Origin of the sequence: Flavobacterium sp. LAR06, from assembly GCF_041946075.1 — a bacterium.
Lineage (GTDB): Bacteria > Bacteroidota > Bacteroidia > Flavobacteriales > Flavobacteriaceae > Flavobacterium.
In genome coordinates this window covers 177545-199722 of the sequence record NZ_JAUTYT010000002.1, presented here as the reverse complement: position 1 = coordinate 199722, position 22178 = coordinate 177545, and the positions used below count along the sequence as shown (strand labels likewise).

Genomic DNA, 22178 nt, shown 5'->3' with positions numbered 1-22178 from the left:
TTTTGACAATTTGTAGTGGAAAAATTATATATTTAAAAATAACTAATGTGTGAAATTTGTCACACATATAAATAAGTTAGCATTCATATCAAATGAAACTATTAAAAATCATATTTATCATTTTAATCTTTATTCCACTTTATAATTGTGGACAGAAAGAAAATGTTTCAACGATTAAAAAGACTGACACTCGTTTAAACTTTGAGAAAAAAGTATTTGACGAAGTTTTTTTAGAAGTTGTTGATTCTACACATAAAGACGGAAGAGTTTATTTGACATGGCTTCCAGGAATGGACTTTGAAAAAAGAAAAGCTAAATTTGAAAAAGATACTTGTAAATTAGTTTTTGCAATTGGTGATTTTACTTGGCCAATTTGGGAAGGAAACAAAAAAGAAATCATAGATCATTTCAAAAATTCAGAATTTGCATACGACGATTCAAAAGATGTTGAAAAATTTAAAATAAACTTAGAGAAATTTCCAAATGCAAAGTATATTTTTAAATATGAATCTAAATTTCCAAAAGGAGATAAATATAAAATTTGGGAAACTAAATATGATTTTGAATTTGCAGGCGCATTAACATTTTCAAGAATTCAATTTTCAAAAAATTTTCAAAAAGGAGTTTTAGCAGTTAGTTATGCCTGTGGGACAAAATGTGGTTGGTATTATTTAGTTTTTATTAGTAAAAAAAATAAAAAATGGATTGTTGAAGAGGTTAAAGTAACGGGAATGTCTTAAATGCGAATGCTAACAGCTATTACAACAGATTTAGGCAATAGGCTTAATGGAAAGCTGGTTTTGTATTTTGGAAGATTTGGCAAATCCGAATAGGATTAATTTAGTTCGAAATCCACTGCAGTACCGGGACGTTGGGTGCAAAATTGGACTCCAAAAGAACTAAACGGGACTCGAACCAATTTTCCTTGAAAATACTTATAGTTTGTGATCTTTTTTTAAATTAAACAAGATTTTTTGAATCACAAAAAAAGCCTGAGAAATCTAGATTTCTCAGGCTTTTGCTTTAATCTTGTAGCCCTAACGGGACAATTCTCGAACCATTTTATCCATGATTTAAAAATTGTGAGTATATAATTGTCACTTAAAAAAAAAAATAAAACCATCAATATCAATTTTGATTTTGATGGTTTTTTTATTTCTATAATTATTTAAAAAAAAACCGCATGTTTATTGGGATGGTGGAGTAGTAAATTTTAAAAATGAGGTTTCCCGTAAAATTTTAACAATTGTCTAACTTAGATTTGCACACAAATTATTTTTAACAAAATCATTACCAAAATTGCGCATGAAAAAACTTTACTTGCTAATTCCCTTTTTCTTATCATCATTTACTTATTCCCAGGACATCCTTTGGGAAAAATCATATGGAGGAACCCATGCAGATTATTTGTTTGATGCCCAGCCCACTGCCGATTATGGATTTATATTGGCAGGGAGTTCTGTGTCTGATAAAACCGGAAGTAAAACAGAGGATAATCATGGAGATCTGGATTATTGGATCTGGAAAATGAATGAAAAAGGAGAACTCGACTGGCAGAAAAGCATTGGCGGAAATGGTTTTGATCTGCTTCAAAGCATTAAGGGCACCAAAGACGGAGGTTTTATTTTAGCAGGGACATCAAGTTCAGAAAGCGGTTCTCAAAAAGGAGAAAACTGCAAAGGGATAACGGATTTCTGGGTCATAAAACTAGATGCTTCAGGTGAAGAACAGTGGCAGAGAACTATTGGGGGAAATGGCCAGGACGAACTCTTATGTGCTTTCCAAACTAAAGATGGTGGCTATATTTTAGGAGGTTCTTCAAGTTCTAATCCTCCAGCAGTTTCAAATACTAAACCAGAAGGAAAATCAACTGCCACTACCAAAGCAGATTTATTTAATAAATCAGAAAAAAGCAGAGGTAATATGGATTATTGGGTGGTCAAACTAAGTAAAGAGGGTAGTATCGAATGGCAAAAGACCTATGGAGGACAATATTCCGATTTGCTGCGAAGCATGGAGCAGACTCTTGACAATGGATATATTTTAGCAGGTTATTCTAATTCTCCAATTTCTGGAGAAAAAACAGACAACAATAAAGGGGCTGGAGACTACTGGATCGTAAAAATAAATGATACAGGTGAAATTCAATGGCAAAACACTTATGGTGCGGATGGTGATGATCAGCCTTATGTAGTTCATCAGACTTCTGATGAAGGTTTCATTATTGGAGGGAATTCAAGCAGTACAAATGCATTAACTCCACAAGGCGGTATAGTCAGCAATGGAACTGATTTTTGGATTCTGAAAATAGACCGTGCAGGAAGTGTCGACTGGAGTAAAACCTACGATTTTGGAAAAGTAGATATTCTGACTTCTTTGGTTGAAAATGCAGATCATACCTTTTTAATTGGAGGTTATGCGAAAACAGAAGCAAACCGTTCTGTGGCAAATACTGTTGCTAAAGCTGTTGGAGTAAATCCCGATAAAGACGGTGTTAACGATTACATAGCCCTTAAAATCGATGACAAAGGAGAAGAACTCTGGAATAAAACTGTTGGAAGCAGCGGAGAAGACATTCTTCGAAAATTAATTGAAACGCGGGACGGCGGATATTTGATGGCGGGAACTTCTAATTCAAATTCTTCAAAAGACAAAAACTCTAATGTAGGAAGCAATGATTTTTGGGTGGTTAAATTAAAAGACAAAACAAAAGTGGAGAAAATCAAAGCCAGTATAGAGGCTATTCCTAATCCGGTAAAATCATATACCAATGTAATTATTGGTTATGATTTTAAAGAAGGAACCGCCACTTTAGTTGATATGACCGGCCGGGTTCTGCAGGAATTCAGTATTTCAAGCAGAACAGTGCCGGTAGATTTAAGCAAATATTCAGAAGGAATCTACATTATCAATATCAAAACCGATGTAAAAACAGAATCGGTTAAAGTTATCAAATCAGTTAATTAAAAGCAGTATGCATCCATATATAAAATCAATAAGTCAGCGTTTTGGAATAAATAAATTAAGTGTTCATTCAAAAACAGTATTAATGCTGGTTTTTGTGTTAAATACATTTCTTGCTGTAGCACAGCCAGAAAAACCTAATGTTCTTCCGCCTTCAATGGATAATTATAATTTTACCAAATACGGAGGTTTGGAAATGAGTAATAATAATGGAGGTTTTGCATACACTGCCCCATTATATTCCATAAAACATGCAGGAATAAACGTGCCTGTTTCCCTGAATTATTATACCGATGGAGTAAAGGTAAATGACATTGCCGGTATTGCCGGTATGGGTTGGAACCTGATGGCGGGAGGTATGATTACCAGAGTAGTTAAAGACCAGCCGGATGAGTTTGCGGCAACAGTAAAATACAGGCCGGAAACTGCGGTCATTGATGAAATTATTGGAGGCAACTATACAGATGCGTATTATTTAACCAATATAAAACAGAAAGCCATGGACCTGTGGAATACGATATATAATAATGCAGGAGGGCAGTATTATAACAAACTTGATACCGAGCAGGATGCTTTCAGTTTTAATTTTAATGGGCATAGCGGGAGCTTTTATATTGAAAACAATCAAATTTATTTGGATACAGATGAAAATGAAATAAAAGCCTCTTTCGAGAAAGTGGTAATTGGCGCCTATAATTACCTTAAATTCACTTTTATAACACCTGATGGTCTGAAATATACGTTTGGCGGAAGTGCTGAGTTTGTGGAAAGCTCTGAAATAGCAGGAGACTGTGCCAAAAATTATATGGAACCCATACCTACAAGCTGGCATTTAAAAGAGATTGAATCTAACGGCCAGGTGGTTAAATTTACATATAAAACCATTTTTAAATATTATCCTTTTGATTATTCACAAATGGTGGTTTACAATGTGCAGGAAGATAGCCCAGGATGCCCCCCTGCTGGAATAATATCAGACTGTCTGACTAATTTCACGACAAGCAATGCTAAAGTATTGACGCAGATCGATTTTGGAACTTCAAAGGTGAAATTTAATTATTTAACGCAGCGAGCCGACTATTATGCCGGACATCTGCTCAGTGAAATGATTGTAAATGATGGTTTTCAGGATGTGGACAAAATCAATTTTGAATATGTGTATTCGCTTAATAACTCATTAAATGTACCGAATACCAATACTTTAGAGAATAAAAAGAGAGCATTTCTTCAAAAAATTATCTATAAAAATAATTCAATACAGCAATTTGATTATAATACTATAAACGGAATCAGTCCAAGGACTTCTTACAGCCAGGATATTTATGGCTATAGCAATGGAAATACAGTGGCTTCTCTTTTAAATGTAAATTATGATGGTCAACCAGACAATCCAAGTAAATCTTGGATGAAGAATAAGTTTCTTGGTTTAATTGACAAAGCAGATAGAAGCATTGATCCCGTAAAATCATTATACGGAGTTCTCAGTAAAATTACTTATCCAACCAAAGGTTATTCAGTGATCAATTATCAAAACAATTTAAATCTGGAGACTCTTAATGTAAAAAAGGTAACCATGCAGTCTCTTGATGTTCGCAAAACGCTTTGCCAGACCGTTGCAGAAGACTTGGCTTCAAGAACCCTGACTTTTACAGCTAACGGATCTCCTATATCTATTTTAGCTCAGGCAGTAGCGAATTCCTGCAGTACAAATGATATTGATTTCTTGCATGACAGGCATAGTCTTACCATTAAAAATGTAACAACAGGGGTAATTTTATATTCTAAAGTCAACGATTTTAATGAGCATTTTTTATCCAATGAAACAGTTTATGTTGAAAACGGGGCAGACCATAATGGCTCAATTTTTCTTCCAATTGGCACCGTTTCCGGCCAGCAGTATTCGGTAACCTATGGCGTATCAACAAATTTTGATGACGTAAGAGGAAACATAATTGTAGAATACAATTCATATTATGTACAAGAACCTACTGTTGTGAACTACGGCGGTGCACGTGTACAATCAATTGCTGATTACGATGCTAATGGTGTCATGTACAACAAGACTGATTATGTATATAATAAAGTTACTGATTTAACATCAGGCAGAACTTCATTGCATCACAATTATTTTTATTCTCCATGGTTTGATGATTGCGTATCACAAAAATGCTTCCCTGAGGGAAGATCGACATGGACACTTGTTGATTGCAAAAATGTAATAACTTTTGGGACAAATAATTATCTTGGCGGGCTCGCTTCCCGAGGAAACAGGATAAATTATGAGACAGTATCGGCTATTTTAGCCAATAAAAATGCAACGGAAAATAGATATTATGTAAACGATGGTACAGCAGACCAGCCGGTAATCGTTCACAGATTATATTTGGATAATACTACGCGTTCTAATCCTGTGGGCTGGCATGACGGAAAACTGGAAGAAACGATTATTTATAACTTTCAGGGTGGTATTTATGTTCCTGCTAAATCGATCAAAACCAAATATGAAGTAGTAAGTGATGTTTCTTTTTTTAACTATAATGTAGCAACCGGGATTAAGACAGATACTCATTTCAGTGCTATGGATTTAGAGCATGTTACTAATAATGTTGAGTATGTAGGCTGCAATACACTAATTTGTAATATAAGAGCCAAGCTTAAAATAGAGAAATATTTCAACCACTGTACTGTCCGCGCTAAAACAGAGACAATAGAAACAGAATACTTTAAGGGAAATCCCGTAGTGAATACGACCAAATATTATTATACGTCTCCAAGTCACCGTCTGCTGAGCTCTCAGACTTCAACGAATTCAAAGGGAGAAACCCTTCAGAGTAAGTTTTTTTACGCACCTGATGCTGAAATGGCCAGTCAGCCCTTCAGAAGCCAGCTTATTGCCAGCAATACACTACAGCCTCCATTACAGACACAAACTTTTAATACCACAAATAATAATACAAAGTTATCAGAACAGCTAATGGTTTACGATAATAGTGCCGCGACAAGCAATCTGCTGCTACCTAAAATTACATACAGTGCAAAGTTTCCTAATACCTTTCCTTTGATAACTGGTGTAGGCAACCTTGAGAAGAAAATTACGTATGACAAATATGATGATAAAGGAAATTTACTCCAGTATACTACAGAAAGCGGTATGCCTGTTTCTATTATCTGGGGATATAATAAAACACAGCCTATTGCCAAGGTAGAAAATGCAGCATACAGCGCAATAGAGGCCAGCGTGCTAAATCTGCAAAATTTATCTAATGCGGACAATGATAATTGTATGCCTGCCGCGAACTGCAAGGAAGAGCTTCTAAGAAAAGCGCTGACCACTTTAAGGACTTCTTTTCCACAATTCATGATCAGTACCTATACCTACAATCCGCTTATTGGCGTGACCAGTATTACAGACTCAAAAGGAATTCCAACCTATTATGAGTACGATACCTCAAACCGATTAAAACATATTATTGACAAAGATTTGAATGTGGCTCAAAAATATTGCTACAATTATAAGGGGCAGGTGATCGATTGTAATATTTTGGCAAATGTGGTGGTGTATAGCAGTATCGCCAGAAGCGGTTCCTTTACCAGAAACAATTGTGCTGGGGGAATGATTGCTTCAAGTGTTACCTATAGTCAGGGGGCAGGAGCAGTTACTTCTACTATTTCGCAGGCCGATGCTGATGCAAAAGGACTTACTAAATTTAATTTAGACGGTCAGGCCTATGCCAATGCTAACGGAACTTGTACAGGTGTTACATTTAATGCTGTAGGGGTTCAGGATATACTGCTAAAAAAGATGTTTGTGACCTTAACGGCCTCTTCTTCAAACCACACTGGACATACATTTAATATAGAAATTGTGTATGACACTGCGACAAATCCTACCAATTACAAGACTGTAGTTCTTGAATTATTAAATGGAGAAACATCAAAGACATTTACCGTTGCAGTTCCTGCGTTAAGCAATGCAGAAATTGTATCATTTTAAAGCCCTGACATGAAAAAATATATTTTAATCTTTGCTTTGTTATTTATCAGTATAAGTATAAAGAGCCAAACTTTCAGCGATGATAATTTTATCTATACCGCTGTTCCAAAAAGAGGCATTCAGGTGCCTAACCTAACCTCGTTGTCAAAGGATGATGTCAGTCAAAGCATCACTTATTTTGACGGACTGGGACGTCCTGTACAAAAAGTAGCAGCAGGGCAGGGAGGAAATGGCGAAGATATCATTACCCCAATGGAATATGACAGTTACGGAAGACAAATAAAAGAGTATCTGCCCTATCCGTTAGCTAATGCTACAATTGCGTATCCTAGAATCGCGATTGCGTCTTCATTGGCTTCCTTAAATAGCACTTACAATACGGCAAAATACAATAACACCTCTAATTATTTTTCGGAAAAAAGTTTAGAACCCGCTCCAATAAATCGAGTTTTAAAACAAGCTGCGCCGGGAGCTTCCTGGGCAATGGGTGGCGGTCATGAAATTAAGATGGATTACCAGACCAATACAGCAACCGAAGTAAAATTATACAAGGCTACAACAACCTGGACTGCTGGATCAGGATTATACGAAATAGGATTTACTGATTCGGGAACAAATTATGCTGTCAATCAGCTTTATAAAACGGTAACCTATGATGAAAACACTATTGCAACCCCAACAGAAAGCAGTGGTTCGACAGTAGAGTTTAAAAATAAAGAAGGACAGGTTGTTCTTAAGAGAACCTATGATGGAGGTGTTAAACACGATACCTATTATGTTTATGATATTTATGGAAATTTAACTTATGTATTGCCCCCAAAAGCTGAGGGGACGATCACCCCTGAAATTTTAAACAATTTATGTTACCAGTACAAATACGATTACCGCAATCGCCTTGTAGAGAAAAAATTGCCAGGTAAGGACTGGGAATTTATTGTCTACGATAAATTAGACCGCCCCGTAGCAACGGGTCCGGCATTATCACCTTTTAAAGATGATACTGCTGTGGGCTGGCTTATTACGAAATATGATGCTTTTAACCGTCCCATTTTAACTGGCTGGAGCAGTCAGGCGGTAAGTTCAGCAGCAAGATACTCTTTGCAGACTACTCAAAATGCAGCAGCGACGTTATTTGAAACCAAACAAACATCCGGTACTATCGACGGAATTGCTGCTTATTATAGTAATGCCATTACACCAACGAGTTTCAAGCTGTTGACAGTAACTTATTATGATAATTATACTTTTCCTAATGCTCCGGCAGTACCAACGACAGTAGAATCTCAAAGTGTATTGGTGAACGTAAAAACCTTGGCAACAGGAAGCTGGACCAGAGCTGTTTCTACACCCACTTCAATAGCAGGGGAAACCAGTGCTATATTTTATGACGGAAAGGCAAGACCAATACGAAATTATACGCAAAACCATTTAGGAGGTTATACCTCTACTGACAGTAGTCTTGATTTTTTGGGGAAAACAATGTATACGATCAGTAGGCATAAACGTACTGCTTCAGACACAGAACTTACAGTAAAAGAAGTATTTACCTATTCGCCTCAGGATCGTTTACTGACCCATACCCATCAAATTAATGGAGGTGCTATACAGCTCATGGCCGCCAATACCTATGATGCATTAGGACAGCTGATGAGTAAAAATGTAGGCAACAGTACAGGAGCTCCTCTGCAGAAAGTAGATTTTAATTATAATATCAGAGGCTGGCTTACCGAGATTAACAAAACAGTTAACTTGCAGCAGGGCTCTGATGCTAAAGATCTTTTTGCCTTCAAGATCAATTATAACACAATTGAGGCAGGAATTAGCGGAGTTACTGGGCTTTATAATGGTAACATCTCAGAAACATTGTGGAGGACAGGATCAGACAATATTGAGCGTGCCTATGGATACAAATACGACAACCTGAACCGTTTAAAAAATGCGGTTTATGAAAAAAGCGGCCTGACCACAAACGCTTATGACGAAAATCTGACCTATGACAAAAATGGAAATATCATATCTTTAGTAAGAAAAGGAGATGTCGACCCTCAGGCAGGTATAATCGAGATTGATAATTTGGCGTATACTTATCCCACAAACTCCAATAAGTTGGGCAACGTGACAGACAATACCAATAATACCAGCGGTTTTAACGATGTGAATAAAACAGGAGATGATTATACCTATGATCTGTACGGCAATATGATCACCGATAAAAACAAAAATATTACCGCTATTACTTATAATCAGTTAAATTTACCAAAGAAAATTACATTTGGAACAACAGGAACCATTGATTATATTTACAACGCTGCAGGACAGAAACTAGAAAAAATTGTAACGATAGGAACCGTTACAACGAGTACAAATTATTTGGGAGGTTTTCAGTACAAAAACAATGTACTGGAGTTTTTCCCGACAGCTGAAGGTTATGTGAAAAATACAGCCGGCGTACTTTCATACGTGTTTCAGTATAAAGATCATTTGGGTAACATACGTTTAAGTTACGCTAAAAACCCAACGACACAAGCTCTTGAAATTATCGAAGAGAATAATTATTATCCTTTTGGATTAAAACATAAGGGGTATAATGATTATGCAGCGAATACCAATAAATATAAGTATAATGGAAAAGAATTGCAAGATGAGCTGGGGCTTGGGTTTTATGACTTTGGGGCACGTAATTATGACCCAGCGATTGGTCGCTGGATGAATATTGATCCTTTGGCTGAAACATCCAGAAGATTTAGTCCTTATACATACGCACTTAATAATCCTGTCTTTTTTATTGATCCTGATGGAATGCAAGCGACGTATAATTGGGAAGAACATAACAAAGGAAATAAAGGAGTATATAATGATGGTGATAAAACTGTTTCTTTTAGCGATGCCATGGGTAGTATTGGTTTAAATAGTAACGGAAGTGAAAATAAAAGCGATGAAGCGTCAAATGATGGTAGTGAACCACCAGTCAATTTTTTCGCACGTGATCATTCTAATTTCGCTGGAACATTTGATGAAAAAAATAAACCAGAAAATTACCAAAATGGAGATGGGATTTTTGACGTCTTTGGTCATGGAGGAGTTGATGGAGAAGGAGAAGGTTTTTTTGCTGATTATAAAACGGGTGGTCCTTTTATTGATAATGCGCAAGATTTTGATACAAGAATGTCAAAGGTAAGTCCTGCATATAAAAAACAAATAGAAGGCGGATTTGGGGCTTTTACAATAAATCTTTTTATATGTCAGGGAGGCTCCGGAAATAAATCTATGGCAAAAAAAATATCAAAAGCTCATCCAAACGCAACAGTTGTTGCATTTGATGGTTTTGTTATGTATGGAAATGATGCAAGTGGGAAGTCTGTAATTAATGGAGCAAGTTCAAATATCAAATATAATGATAATAAAGGTTACAGAGTAGTTTATCAAAATGGAAAAGAAATCAGTAGGATGCTATATAGCACATATAGGGCATCTGGTAAATTGTTTTAATATGAAAGCAACAAATTTAATAATTTTGGCTATTGTTAGTTTTATCTTTTGTAATTGTAAAGATAATAAAGAGGTAAAGCCTAAGATTGAAGATAATTCGAAATCAACTTTAGGAGTTTATCAAGATTATTTTAATGATAAAAAGAAGGTTGATAGTTTAATGGATAAAATAGTAAAGAAAGGTGATACATTAGCCTATAAGGAACTATCTATGATTTATGCATTAAGCGGTCACAGGTCTGATTATTTGCGTGTGTCGTTGATAATGGCAAACAAATATCAATATGCTCAAGCGTATTATGATGTATATAACGATTTGTATCGTACTAATAGTTATATAAGTGGTAATGATGAAGAGACAATTGAAGATTTAAATGTATTAGATGCAGAGACTCGAAATTTAGCCATCAAATATTTAGAAAAATCAGCAAGTAGGGGTTATACAAAAGCTAGAAAAAGCTTATTGTTATACAATAGTAAAGGTGAATTGTTGAAGAATAAGTAATTATAAATAATTCAATACAAAGGAAAAGGGTAGTGTTTCAGAGTTAGTGATATGAAATTTTTAATTTCTAACATGTTGGAATAGAATTATTATTAGCAAAAAATAGGTAGTGTTTCAGAGTTAGTGATATGAGATTCGAACTTTGTAACATATTGAAATAGAATAAATATTAGCAAAAAGTAATTTGAAGATGAGCAGTAATGCTCATCTTTTTTGTTTTAATATTGCTTTAAAAGAACTAAAATGAGTAAAAATGTTACCTCGTGTTCCAGAGTTAGTGATGATATAAATTGTCTAGGATGTAAAGAGATAACAGTGTTGAAAACTGTAAAACTAAATATTAAATAAACTTACTGGTTAGAGTCCGGTTCCCGCTACTACAAAAATCAAAGGCTACTAAGAAGATATCATAGAATATCTTTTTAAGAACAACGCAACATTTTGCAAAGTATTTACTTACTAGCGGGAAGCATTCAATTATCTAACCATCTTGTTGAAGATTTTTATAAAATAGTTAGTTAATAATATTGCATTTTATAAATTGAAAATCCTTGACAGAGTTCGAACTGTAAAAAGCCCATAAAGTGTATACTTTACAGACTTTGATTTTTAATAGTAAGCTTGATGGCAAAGAATTCAAACCTTTATTGAATAACTTAAAAATTTTAAATGATTTATTATAGAAAAACGTTTATAAGGGAAAAATTAACATTGGGTACGCAAAGAAACTTCCAGTATTTATAATTTTAGAATTAGAAATGGAAGCTTTTGGATAGAAAATAAAGTCGTTTTTAAAACTGCATTTCTTGGATTATTTACATTTTAAATTAACAAATTGTAGTAATATAAATCCTATATTAGCAATTTTAAAGTTTTGTAGTAATTTCAAAAAAAAACAACTAGTTAATGAAACACTTTTCTTTTTTGCAAACATGTACATTACAATATAACATTGGCATATGAAAGATTATTCGGGATATGCTGTTTATTACAAAAAAAATGGATTAGAATATCCATACGGAGTTATTTCTGAAAATTATGAATGTAAGGCAATTTCTGAACATTACCCTAGTAATATTAAGAGTTATTTAATTCAAATTGAAGATCGTAGGTTTTTAAATCATAGAGGAATTGATTACAAAGCCATTATAAGAGCAATATTTGAAAATGTAATGGCAGGAAAAATCACTCAAGGAGGAAGTACAATAACTCAACAATTGGCAAGGAATACTCTCGGAAATAATGAGAAAACTTTTGTTCGCAAAGTAAGAGAAACACTAAAAGCATTAGAATTTGAGCAAAATTTTACTAAAGATGAAATTTTGAATCTTTATTTCGAAAATGTTTATTTTGGTAAAAATTTACGAGGTTTTAGATCAGCGGGACTTTATTACTTTGGAAAAGACATAAAAGCTTTATCAAATCAAGAATGGCTTTTTTTACTAACTATCTTACGGGGCCCAAATTATTACATAAATAATCTTGAAAGAAGCAAAAAAAGATACAATTTCTTGAGTAAGGAATTACTTGATAAGAATTTAATTTCTAAAAATAGACATCGAAAAAATATAAACTCAGAAATAAAGCCTAGTAGCAACAAATTAAATGTTTTGAGAAATGTTGTAGCTCCTTTTATTGTTAATCGAGTAGATGAAAAAGGAAAGAAGTTAATTTCAACTATAGATATTGATACACAAAGTTTTGTAAGTAACTACATTGCTAATTCCAAATATCCTGTTTCAATAATAGCATTTAATAAAAATGAAGTTATTGCTTTTGGTAGTAGCTATGGGACAGATTACCCGTTTATTTCTAAATCAAATGTAGGATCAACATTAAAACCTTTTTTGTTTTGCTATCTAAGAGATAATGGCGTGTCTGTAAATGAAAAATTTTCAGCATTTAGTAATTCTCTTAAATGGGAAGTTAGAGAAGTTGAGAAGTATAAAGCTATGCTAGATTTAGAGGAGGCGTTATTTTATTCAAATAATAATTCTTTTATTAATGCTGTTTCAAAAATTGGAGTCCAAAAAACTTTAATTTTCTTGTCAGATCTGTTTAATCGTGAACAATCAGATTTCTTTCCTTCCAGTATCCTAGGTGCTACCAAAAAAGGTATTTCTATATATGAATTAGGATTAGCATATTCAATGTTTTTTTCAAAACATAATATTACTGATTCTAAGTTGGAATGTCTAACTGTTTTAAATAAAATATTTCGTAATAAACTTAAATTAGATATTGAGAATGCGTTTTTAAAAACAGGAACTACCAATGATAATAAAGAGAGATTTGCCGTGCTGGGGAATCCTGAAACGACATTTGTTATCTTGCGAAATGAAAATGCCGTAGCGGATTATTCTAAAGAAGGAAGTTTCTTCAAAGAAATTAGACGAAACTTTTCTTCATATTTCAGTTCTAAAACAAATTATAAATGGATATAATTTCAATAATAAAAGGTGCAAATCCGAATTTAGTCATTTTTTGTGGCACAACATTGATAGCTTTTCTTACTTGGTTATTAAAAAGTCTGATTGAGAATCCAATTACAGAATCAAAAGTGACTTTTCAAAAATATACTGATAAACGAATCGAAATTTTAACTGAAATTAAAACTAGGCTTAATTTTATAGCTTATTTTCCAGGTGAAAAGGAAAGTGAAGAGTTCAAGAATCAAATTCAAGAAATTTTATTGAAAGATGGTCGTGCGGGATATTTGAACAAAGAAACATATTCTGCGATTTTAAAAATATCAATAGATCTGAAAACTGATGAGACCCTGTTGATAAAAACAATTAAAGAAATTGACGCAGATTTGTATTTGCAAATTTCAAAAATACAAGATGAAATAATTTTCTATAGAAAATTTTCAAATTATAATCCATTAAGAAGATTAGTTGGGATTTTAATACTTACAGCTCATTATATTATAACAATGATATTGTCTATTGGTATTGTGTATTTGTTTATTTATTCTTTAGTTCATACTACAATCATTGGTAATGTTTTAGTTCTAATAGTAGCATTAGGTATTGTCTATCTAATCAATAACTGGTTTAAACGCCAGTAAAGTTTTGTTATTCTAGTGGCCGTTTTACATGAGTCAAAAATTATAAAATCAAACCTTTGTAATTGTATAATTGAGCTATTATTTTGTTTTTTGAAATAGATATTTTAGTTCCGATATTTTTTTCAAATACAATTAAATCTTTCAATTTTAAGGAATCGTCAAAAATGGCATTTGTTATCCCGTCAATTAGTTCATCTAAATTTGACATAAGTTGGTCTGCAAAACTCTTATCAATTAAAAACAAAACGTCCACGAATGATTTTCTCAACTTCGATAATTCTAATTTTACAAATTCATTGATGTCCTGTTTTTCGTTGTCACTCAATTCATTAGAATTGATTTGAGAATAGATTGTGTTTAAATTCACGTAAAAGTTAATAATTTCGTTCATATTAGGTTGAACCACTAACTCTTTAAACCATTGAAGTTTTATATTTTGCTCATTTAGTAGTGCTGTATTGTTATCAGAAATAATGTCTTTCTTTCTTTGGTACAATAACAAATAGCCCGCTAATATAAGATTTACTAACGCTATAAGGACTTGTGCCCAATCTGCCATATCTGAAAGAGAAAAATCAGATTGTTGGGAATTATTAGTGCTTTCGCAACAGATTATAAAAAAATTATGCAAGCGCACTTTCGTTTCTTAAAATACGCTCAATTGCCTCATTTAAGTCATTAGCAATCTTGTATCGCCCTTCATTAACGAATGAAAATTTTTGATAAAAACCAGATTCTCCTAATTTAGTTACTACATTTTCAAAAAATTCTTCTAAAAAAGAAGGATTTATTGATGCAATATCATTAGGAATGGTGATTTCTATTTTTTCATATTCAGTTTCTACAATATCAATTCTAGAATTATTTCTTACTTCAATACCTCTTGGACGAGTAGTAAATACTTTAGCTCCAGCAGTCCTGTAGCTTTGTAGATCTATTTTATAAATATTAGTTTTCATCCGTATTTTTATTTGTATTATCAAATTTAATCAAAATTCTTGCAGAAATCAAAGTTCCTGGGAAGAAATTGGGTGCAAAGTTAACGTATTTTTTGTTAGGTTTGTCATTTATGTCCCCTGATTCATTGAAAGTTATGAATTTGTACTTTCTATTGCTGTCTTCTTTTGTCTTTTTAATTACTTGATAAGTTCCATCAAAGATAATTCTCGTGTTACCAGAAACTATAGTCATAAAAGATATGTTGTCTTTCGTCATATCTCCTTTTAACTTGAAAAAATTCTCAATATACTGAATTGAGCCATTACCTCTTTTCTTCGGTTTACAGGTGATCCCTTCTTGTAGTGCATAAAGTGTCCATAAGGTTTCTTCTTCAAATGATGCTCGCTTGAAGAGGCCATTATTTGTAAAATTCTCAGAAAGAGCATTCATTTCAGAAACAGCAGTCTTGTTTAGGCAATTTTCATTCTTAAACGTTTGGTAGATAGTGTCTCCTAAATTAAATATTGAAAAATTAAATATTCCAAAATGTTCATCATCATTTAGAGTTTCTTGGAAAAAGCCAATTGCATAACTAAAATCAGTCGAACTATGTTCAAGGGCATTACTCATTATTTCGCCAATAACTTTGTAAAACTCATTTTCAGCATCAATGGTTAATTCTCTATTTAATCTTCCAAGACATTCTTTTATATATTCAACAATATTTGTTAAATCTAATTCACTTTTTGACCAAACATTATCTGCTTTGTGATCATTTACTATAACTGGTAATCCAATTATATCAGGATAATCAACTTTAAAACCTGTTATGTTTCTATATGCTCCAATGGAAAATAAAACTTTTTTAATGTTTTCTTTATCTTCAAAATTTATTGGTTCAATACTTTTTATGGAAATTTCATTTCCAAAACCCAGACGTACACAACTTTTAAAATATATGATAAATTCAGCTAGAATTATATCCATACAAATAGAGGCATCTACATCTATTCTTTCACAAGTTGAGTAATCTAAAGTTATTTTCTTGAATTTATTAGTATGAAGGGCTAGTAGAAGCTTTTTTAAAAAATCAAAACTTTCTTTCGAATTTTCGATCAATGAAAAACATTTTGGAATCATAAGATTACCATTGTCGTTTGTAGATAGTTTTTCTTTTGAAAATAATTCAGGAATTGAAAGTAAATATTTTATTTTTTCTGAATATACTGGCTTTTTCGGAGTTTTTACCCCTCTCCAGTTGGAGCTTCGGCTGTAGGACTTGTAATTACGATCACTGCCGATTGCATGTTTTTTTATGTTTCTTTTGTATAAATTATAACCAGCTTTTCTTCGTTTGATTTTTTTATTCCTTTTATTCTTTTTTAAGAACGAAATCCAGCCTTTTTTTGAACTATAAATTTCTTGATTTTTGACTCCCATTAAATTTCGCTATTATTAGTACAATTATACTGAAAAATAATGTTATTAATCTCAAATAATCAACAAAAGATGACTACGATTAGAGTATTTTATAAAACATTTTTTATTAGAGTAAGGGTTTGTTGATAATATTTTATTTTATAGGATAAATTTTTATATAAAATTTGCTTTATATAATAATCTAAATATGATACCAAAAATTGAAGTCAAGGCTGAAAGTATATCTCAACACCTAATAGTTATTTAAATCCTTCTCCTAATTTTTCTCTTATTCTTTCGTTTAATTTGTTTTGGCACATAATCACCAGTATTTTCAGAACGAAATAAAATGTCAATCGTATTAGTTTTTAAATTATTTTCTAATTCTAAATTTCTTGTGTTTTCAAAAGGATTTGAAATGGATATCTGGTAATGTTTTTCCTTATAAGAAAAATTCTGCTTACAGTGTTCTAAAATTCCTTTTGCGCTGAACTCTTTTCCCAGTGCACTTCCATTAAAAACACATTGTGTTTTGTGATCTACATAGGTAATTCCATAAAGCTGTTCATCTTTACTTTTTCTTAATACCAAATGAATGCCCTCACTTTCGAGTTTCTGTGCTAATTTCTCAGGAGATTTGATCTTTCCATCTTGGAAAGCTATTCTTATAGCATTTTTTACATGACTTTTTTGTGATTCTTTTTTTGCCTCATTGATCTTAAATCTTTCTTCCAGAAATTTTAAAGTAGGCTTGCTGTAGAAGTCACTTGCCTTAATTGGTACTCCAACTGGTTTGGAATCTTTATCAAGTATCTTATAAAGCAATCCTTTGTTTTTAAAAATTCTCGATTCTTCAGTTCCTCTATCTGCATGAATATTATATTGGTTTAAAACGGCATTGAGTTCTGGAAGGCTTGAATATTTATATTCAAATAAAACTTTGTTTAAAACTCCATTGATAGCTTTTTTGGACTCTGCTTTTCCATATTCTACTTTACGGTTTGCAATTGGCTGTAAAGAAAATTGTTCCTTTATTTTTTTTCCTCCTGCTTTTACAAGCCCAAAGGTTTCTTCGATTTCTTTCCTTGCAGGTTCTGATTTTTTGATTCCAAGTAAATGAAGATCAATCCTTTTTCCGTCTCTTTGAATATTATTTGTAATCACATGCAAATGAGGATGTCCTGCGTCATAGTGCTGATAAATTAGATATGGTTGTTTTCCGAATCCGATTTTTTCCATGTAAACCTTCGCTATTTCATTAAGCTTCTCTTTGGAATGGTTTTCCGAAGGATCGAAATTTAATGATATATGTACAGCATTTCGCTTAACGTTTTCGTTAAGCGAAGCCTGTTTTTTAAAGCGATTGAGTTTTAAAGTAAAATTAAGCCTGTCGAGTTCCAGAGGGAAATTAATAGCATTTATGCATTCTGCCTTTCCTTCTTTTACTTTTATCTCATTGTAGTTTAAAATTCGCTGTACTGAATTACTGGTTTTTATAATTGCAACCATTGCTCTGAGAATTTTTGAGAGTGTATTTTAATTTCCTCCATTTTTTCGAATAGCTTTTTTTTATCCACTTCAAACCAGAATACCTGTGTCTTAAATTCGGATATAGTCTTAAAAGAATTCATCTTTTTGGCAATCTGGTTGATGTTATTTCCTATTGAATTAAACTCGTTGTTTAGAGTCATTGTTTCTTCGATGTAATCATCAAAAGAAGCATTCCTGTATGTAGTTACAATGGGTTTGTTAAATAAGTTCTTTCTTATATGGTCACTTAATTTTCGACAGGTACTTGCTCTAAATCTTTTTTCCAGTTCGGTATACTCCAAAGGAGTCAATCGCAGTCCTACGATTCGTGTTCTGTTTGAATTTTCTCTTTTCATCATCTTTCATTTTCATTGTTTTCAAACTCTTTTCTTTCTAGTGTCTCCACCACCGAGTTCCGAGGTAATAGGTGGCAAGATAGGCGGTTGTTAAACAACCGTTCATCTTGCCGATTGCAGGAACGTGGCAATCTTCGAGATTTTAAATATCTTTAAAGACTTTTAGAAAAGTCAGTTTTTAATAAATATTTTGGATTAAGTTGAGGCTGTATATTGCTCGATGTTTTGTAGTTTTAGAAGATTTGAATTTAATTTAGAAATCTTTTTTAAGCCAATTACAAATTTAAGCAATAAGAATATTAGTATTCTATCATGGCTATATTTTGAACATGATAGCTATTGATTGTTATTATTTTGGAATTGTATTTTTAGGTTGTGTATTTAAGTCAAGACAAAGTTAAGAAAGTGAAAAATATTTTAAGCATCATAGGTAAATTTTACTCATGAACTTTAAACAAAAATACATTTCAAAAGAAAAAAAAGAAAAAAAGAAAGCACTCTCATATTGGACAATAGGCAAAGGAAGTGCTATAAGTCCCGAAGGGTGGCAAGTCGAGGAACGAGGCTGACATTATGCGCACTTTATTGCCGATGTCCTACCTTGGCTTACTTTTTATTTTTTGTTAAGAATTGATTAGTTGTGTAGAAAAAAATCAACATAGAATAGGTACGATTATATTTGTAACTCGAAAAAATCAATATATTTGAGCATGAAAAAGTTTTTTTTATTTATCTTCCTTGTTTCACTAATTATTGCATTTATTTCCATTTTAATAGTTCATGATAATTTAGTTGATGAAAAAGTGACATTGATTGTGGAACTAATAAATGTATCTCAGGTCTTTATTTCGATTTACATTGCCTACCTATTGTATGATAGATTTGGCACAAGTAAAAAAATACTTGATAAGCAATCAGATATAATTCTTGAATATTTAGAGGAGATTAAAAAATTAAAAATTCAAATTTACTTTATCAAAAATGATAAAGTTCATATTGAAATGAGTGGAAGTATTTCTAAAAATTTATATTTATTTAGAAGTCAAACTGATTTGCAACGAACCGTATTGGTTAAATCAAATTATTTCTCATCTGATGAAAAAATTAAAAGGCTTTATGAACTTATTAATCATCCATTATTTCCAATAAGTATTAAAGAAGAACTTGAAATCTTCAATTACCAAGTTTTGACTTCAACCTTTAGTAATAAAAAAGAGAACTTCGCTTTTATGTCATTTGAAAATGAAACAGAATTTGAACTAGAAGATTGGCGGATGCCAGGAAACCATAATGAGGAAAGTTTTACATTAGAACAGTTTACATATAAGATTGAAAATTTATTAAATACTCTTGAAAACTGGGTAAACAAAGAGTCATCAATAAAGGTAAAATTAAATTTCTAAGAAGTAATTGTTTGATATGCTACTACACTTCCAACTTTAGATTTTTAAAATTAATACATAGCATTAAATATTTAATTAAAATTCGGCGCATATATTAAAAAAGAGACTTTTGAGTCTCTTTTTGTTTGAATTAATATATGTTTTATAAAAGCTTATTTCTCTTTTAGTAGTTTTTCCAAATATTCAACTTTGTCTTTTTCTGCTTGAACTAAACGTTCGTATAACTCAACCACTTTGTCAAGTGGGTTGAAGGTACAGTTATTGCTCCCAAAATTACCTTGACTGTCATTAAAGGTGTTAAAATAATTAATTACATTTTCTTCAGAAAAATTTTTAATTGCCTCTGTAGTTACACCAAGAGCCTTTGCAACCTCTATAAGTTTTTCTTCATCGACAATTTCGCTTGCTTCAATGTTTGAAACAGACTGCTGACTTATTCCGATAGCAATCGCTAAAGCTTCCTGCTTCATTCCTTTAAGTTCTCTGATTCGGCTTATATTTCTTCCAATATGTTTTGGTTTCGTAGCTGTGCTCATGGTTCAAAGATATTTAAAATTCCTTAAATTTTTATGTTCTGGTAAAACACAAGGGGCATTAGTATTATACAATTTCCTTTAGTTCGGTACGGTACAATCAATTGCTTACTTGCTGTGTATTAAACAAAAATACAATTTTTCAGACAAGTATTAATTAAAAACTTAAAATTATGAATGCAATTGAATTTTCACAGCAAAAAGAATTGATGGAAGTAATAAAGACCATGTTAAGAAATCTGCTGTTTATTGTTTCGGCAAAAATGAAACTAAAAATGATCAGGTTGAATCTTTAACGGAATAAAATATCCTTTATCTAATCTTCAAAAACACAGTATTATGAAAACTCTAGAAAAACTTTCATTTCCAAAACTCGAAAACGAGTATCTGGAAAATATACTAAGACAACTAGTCAATCAGTATAATATCATTCAAATGTTTTTTAACAGACAGGAATCTTCTGCATTTTCCTATCTTATTATCAATATTGAAAGCAATATTGATGCTCAGAACCTTCAGCAGAGTAAGTGGGTAAGAAAAGTTAAGGAACGCTTTCAAATTAATATAGCTTTTATATGCTCCTCAAAACTTCATCATCACTATTCTTTAGGTTCTCCTTTGATTGCTTTTTACTGCCGTGTAACTGCTGTTATCTACCAGAATAAAGAGCTTGAAAATTCTATTTTCACAACAGAGGAATGGAAAAAACACAAAAAGAGATTCAATGAGTATGAAAACAATTTTTACCACGATCATGACCTTCAAATGTGGCAGATTAAAAACCTGATATCAGAAGGTTCTTCGAACAGTGTTTTTACATCTTATGCAAGACTCATTGAGTACGATCTTGATTATTTAGAAGAACTGTACTTAGGAAGTAAATCTGTTTTGCTGAGCTTAGATGATAGGATCAATACTCTTACCCAATACATTCCTGATATTCAAAAATACTTTATAAGAACTCCGTACAATAAATTTTATCTGACGGATTTATTTAGAAAAGCAAAAGAAGCGTCTGCTGATGATGATGTAATTTATAAGGAAGAAATGTATGAAGCAGTTGGAATTGCCCAGAGAAATCTCTATTGTCTTGTGGAAAAAAGGCTTGCCGAATTAAAGAAGTTGATAAAGAAAGGATCATATGAAAAGCATGAAGTTTCATGCCAAATTGATGATAAACCTAAAGATATAATCCTAGACACTGCCATAAAAATCATATTAGAGTCTGGTGAAGTTGAAGAGATCTATTTATATCATCAAATTGTCTATGGTGAAAAAACGACTTATTATCTGATGCTTATAGCAGTGGGGATTGGTAATGAAAAATTAAAATTAATCAGTCAATCTCTAAAAAGCAAAATAGGAGAAAAACATGATTTTGTTTTGTTGAGCCATAGCCGTTATTGGATACAGACTAATCTATATCAGAATCAAAGTTTCTTTTCTGGAATTATTCAAAACGAATATCTGATATATTCATCAAGTAAATATCTTCCTGAATTTCATTGGGAGATTCCTCATAATACTTACCACGCTGATCTGCATTTTTATTATAAGCCGACCAAAGATATTGCTATGCAATTTTTTACAATAGCCAGTAATACTAAAGAAAACTATCAAGGTTTAGAATACTTTTTCGCATTATTTTTCATGTCATTTTGCAGAACATACATTTTTGTAAAAACCTATTACCTTCCTAATTATCTCTCTAATCAAACATTATGGCAATTATGTATTTATGCAGATTCGGACATAAGAAAGTATAATTATCTCATAGAGCAGTTCTGGACTAATTTCTTTCCTTATCAGGATAGAAATATGACCCTTCATCATAAATTATCAAAACTAAACAAAGATGAGGTTTCTCATATGACTATTATAGTGGAGAAGTTGATGGATGAACTGCACAATTTGGTTATTGAAGACGGGTTATTAAGCTTTGAGAAGGACTGATACATGAATTAATCAATTTAAAA

The 22178-nt window shown here is 32.2% G+C and carries 16 protein-coding genes; 10 read left to right on the top strand and 6 right to left on the bottom strand.

Annotated elements, in window-relative coordinates:
• Positions 1–92: 92 nt before the first annotated feature.
• The 7 genes from Q7C23_RS04095 to Q7C23_RS04065 all read left to right on the top strand — a co-directional run bounded on the left by Q7C23_RS04095 (position 93) and on the right by Q7C23_RS04065 (position 14022).
• Positions 93–740, top strand: coding sequence for a hypothetical protein (locus Q7C23_RS04095; RefSeq protein ID WP_375031304.1), 648 nt, complete (start codon positions 93–95; stop codon positions 738–740).
• Positions 741–1305: 565 nt separating this feature from the next.
• Positions 1306–2967 (top strand): T9SS type A sorting domain-containing protein, encoded by a 1662-nt coding sequence (locus tag Q7C23_RS04090; protein ID WP_375031303.1) that lies wholly within the window; start codon positions 1306–1308, stop codon positions 2965–2967.
• Positions 2968–2974: 7 nt separating this feature from the next.
• Positions 2975–6958 carry a DUF5977 domain-containing protein gene (locus Q7C23_RS04085; protein WP_375031302.1) on the top strand — a complete coding sequence of 1328 codons (3984 nt, stop codon included), beginning with the start codon at positions 2975–2977 and terminating at the stop codon, positions 6956–6958.
• A 9-nt stretch (positions 6959–6967) separates the two neighbouring features.
• Complete coding sequence (locus tag Q7C23_RS04080) at positions 6968–10447, top strand: DUF6443 domain-containing protein (RefSeq protein ID WP_375031301.1); 3480 nt, start codon at positions 6968–6970, stop codon at positions 10445–10447.
• A 1-nt stretch (position 10448) separates the two neighbouring features.
• Complete coding sequence (locus Q7C23_RS04075) at positions 10449–10952, top strand: hypothetical protein (RefSeq protein WP_375031300.1); 504 nt, start codon at positions 10449–10451, stop codon at positions 10950–10952.
• Between the two features lie 959 nt (positions 10953–11911).
• Positions 11912–13396 (top strand): transglycosylase domain-containing protein, encoded by a 1485-nt coding sequence (locus Q7C23_RS04070; protein ID WP_375031299.1) that lies wholly within the window; start codon positions 11912–11914, stop codon positions 13394–13396.
• The gene (locus Q7C23_RS04065) at positions 13387–14022 is read left to right on the top strand and encodes a hypothetical protein (protein WP_375031298.1); all 636 of its coding nucleotides are present in this window, start codon (positions 13387–13389) and stop codon (positions 14020–14022) included. Before Q7C23_RS04070 ends, Q7C23_RS04065 begins: the two co-directional genes overlap by 10 nt.
• Before the next feature lie 40 nt (positions 14023–14062).
• On the opposite strand, the gene Q7C23_RS04060 is transcribed toward Q7C23_RS04065, so the two are convergent.
• From Q7C23_RS04060 to mobC, 5 genes are all read right to left on the bottom strand, one after another.
• The gene (locus Q7C23_RS04060) at positions 14063–14581 is read right to left on the bottom strand and encodes a hypothetical protein (RefSeq protein ID WP_375031297.1); all 519 of its coding nucleotides are present in this window, start codon (positions 14579–14581) and stop codon (positions 14063–14065) included.
• 64 nt (positions 14582–14645) lie between these two features.
• On the bottom strand, positions 14646–14981 hold the full coding sequence (locus tag Q7C23_RS04055; protein ID WP_375031296.1) for a DUF4325 domain-containing protein: 336 nt from the start codon (positions 14979–14981) through the stop codon (positions 14646–14648).
• The gene (locus Q7C23_RS04050) at positions 14971–16401 is read right to left on the bottom strand and encodes a hypothetical protein (RefSeq protein ID WP_375031295.1); all 1431 of its coding nucleotides are present in this window, start codon (positions 16399–16401) and stop codon (positions 14971–14973) included. The genes Q7C23_RS04055 and Q7C23_RS04050 overlap by 11 nt, the downstream gene beginning before the upstream one ends.
• A 243-nt stretch (positions 16402–16644) precedes the next feature.
• Positions 16645–17889, bottom strand: coding sequence for a relaxase/mobilization nuclease domain-containing protein (locus Q7C23_RS04045; RefSeq protein WP_375031294.1), 1245 nt, complete (start codon positions 17887–17889; stop codon positions 16645–16647).
• Positions 17874–18269, bottom strand: a complete 396-nt coding sequence (mobC, locus tag Q7C23_RS04040) for a plasmid mobilization relaxosome protein MobC (RefSeq protein WP_375031293.1) — start codon at positions 18267–18269, stop codon at positions 17874–17876. Before mobC ends, Q7C23_RS04045 begins: the two co-directional genes overlap by 16 nt.
• Positions 18270–18976: 707 nt before the next feature.
• On the opposite strand from mobC, the gene Q7C23_RS04035 reads away from it, so the two are divergent.
• Entirely contained in the window at positions 18977–19669 is a 693-nt protein-coding gene (locus Q7C23_RS04035) for a hypothetical protein (RefSeq protein WP_375031292.1), read from the top strand.
• Positions 19670–19821: 152 nt separating this feature from the next.
• On the opposite strand, the gene Q7C23_RS04030 is transcribed toward Q7C23_RS04035, so the two are convergent.
• Positions 19822–20205 carry a helix-turn-helix domain-containing protein gene (locus Q7C23_RS04030; RefSeq protein WP_375031291.1) on the bottom strand — a complete coding sequence of 128 codons (384 nt, stop codon included), beginning with the start codon at positions 20203–20205 and terminating at the stop codon, positions 19822–19824.
• A gap of 170 nt (positions 20206–20375) precedes the next feature.
• Between Q7C23_RS04030 and Q7C23_RS04025 the strand changes: the two genes are divergently transcribed.
• Both Q7C23_RS04025 and Q7C23_RS04020 read left to right on the top strand, forming a co-directional pair.
• Positions 20376–20498, top strand: coding sequence for a hypothetical protein (locus tag Q7C23_RS04025; RefSeq protein ID WP_375031290.1), 123 nt, complete (start codon positions 20376–20378; stop codon positions 20496–20498).
• 43 nt (positions 20499–20541) lie between these two features.
• A complete protein-coding gene (locus Q7C23_RS04020; RefSeq protein ID WP_375031289.1) occupies positions 20542–22155 on the top strand; it encodes a hypothetical protein in 1614 nt (537 codons plus the stop codon).
• Positions 22156–22178: the final 23 nt, after the last annotated feature.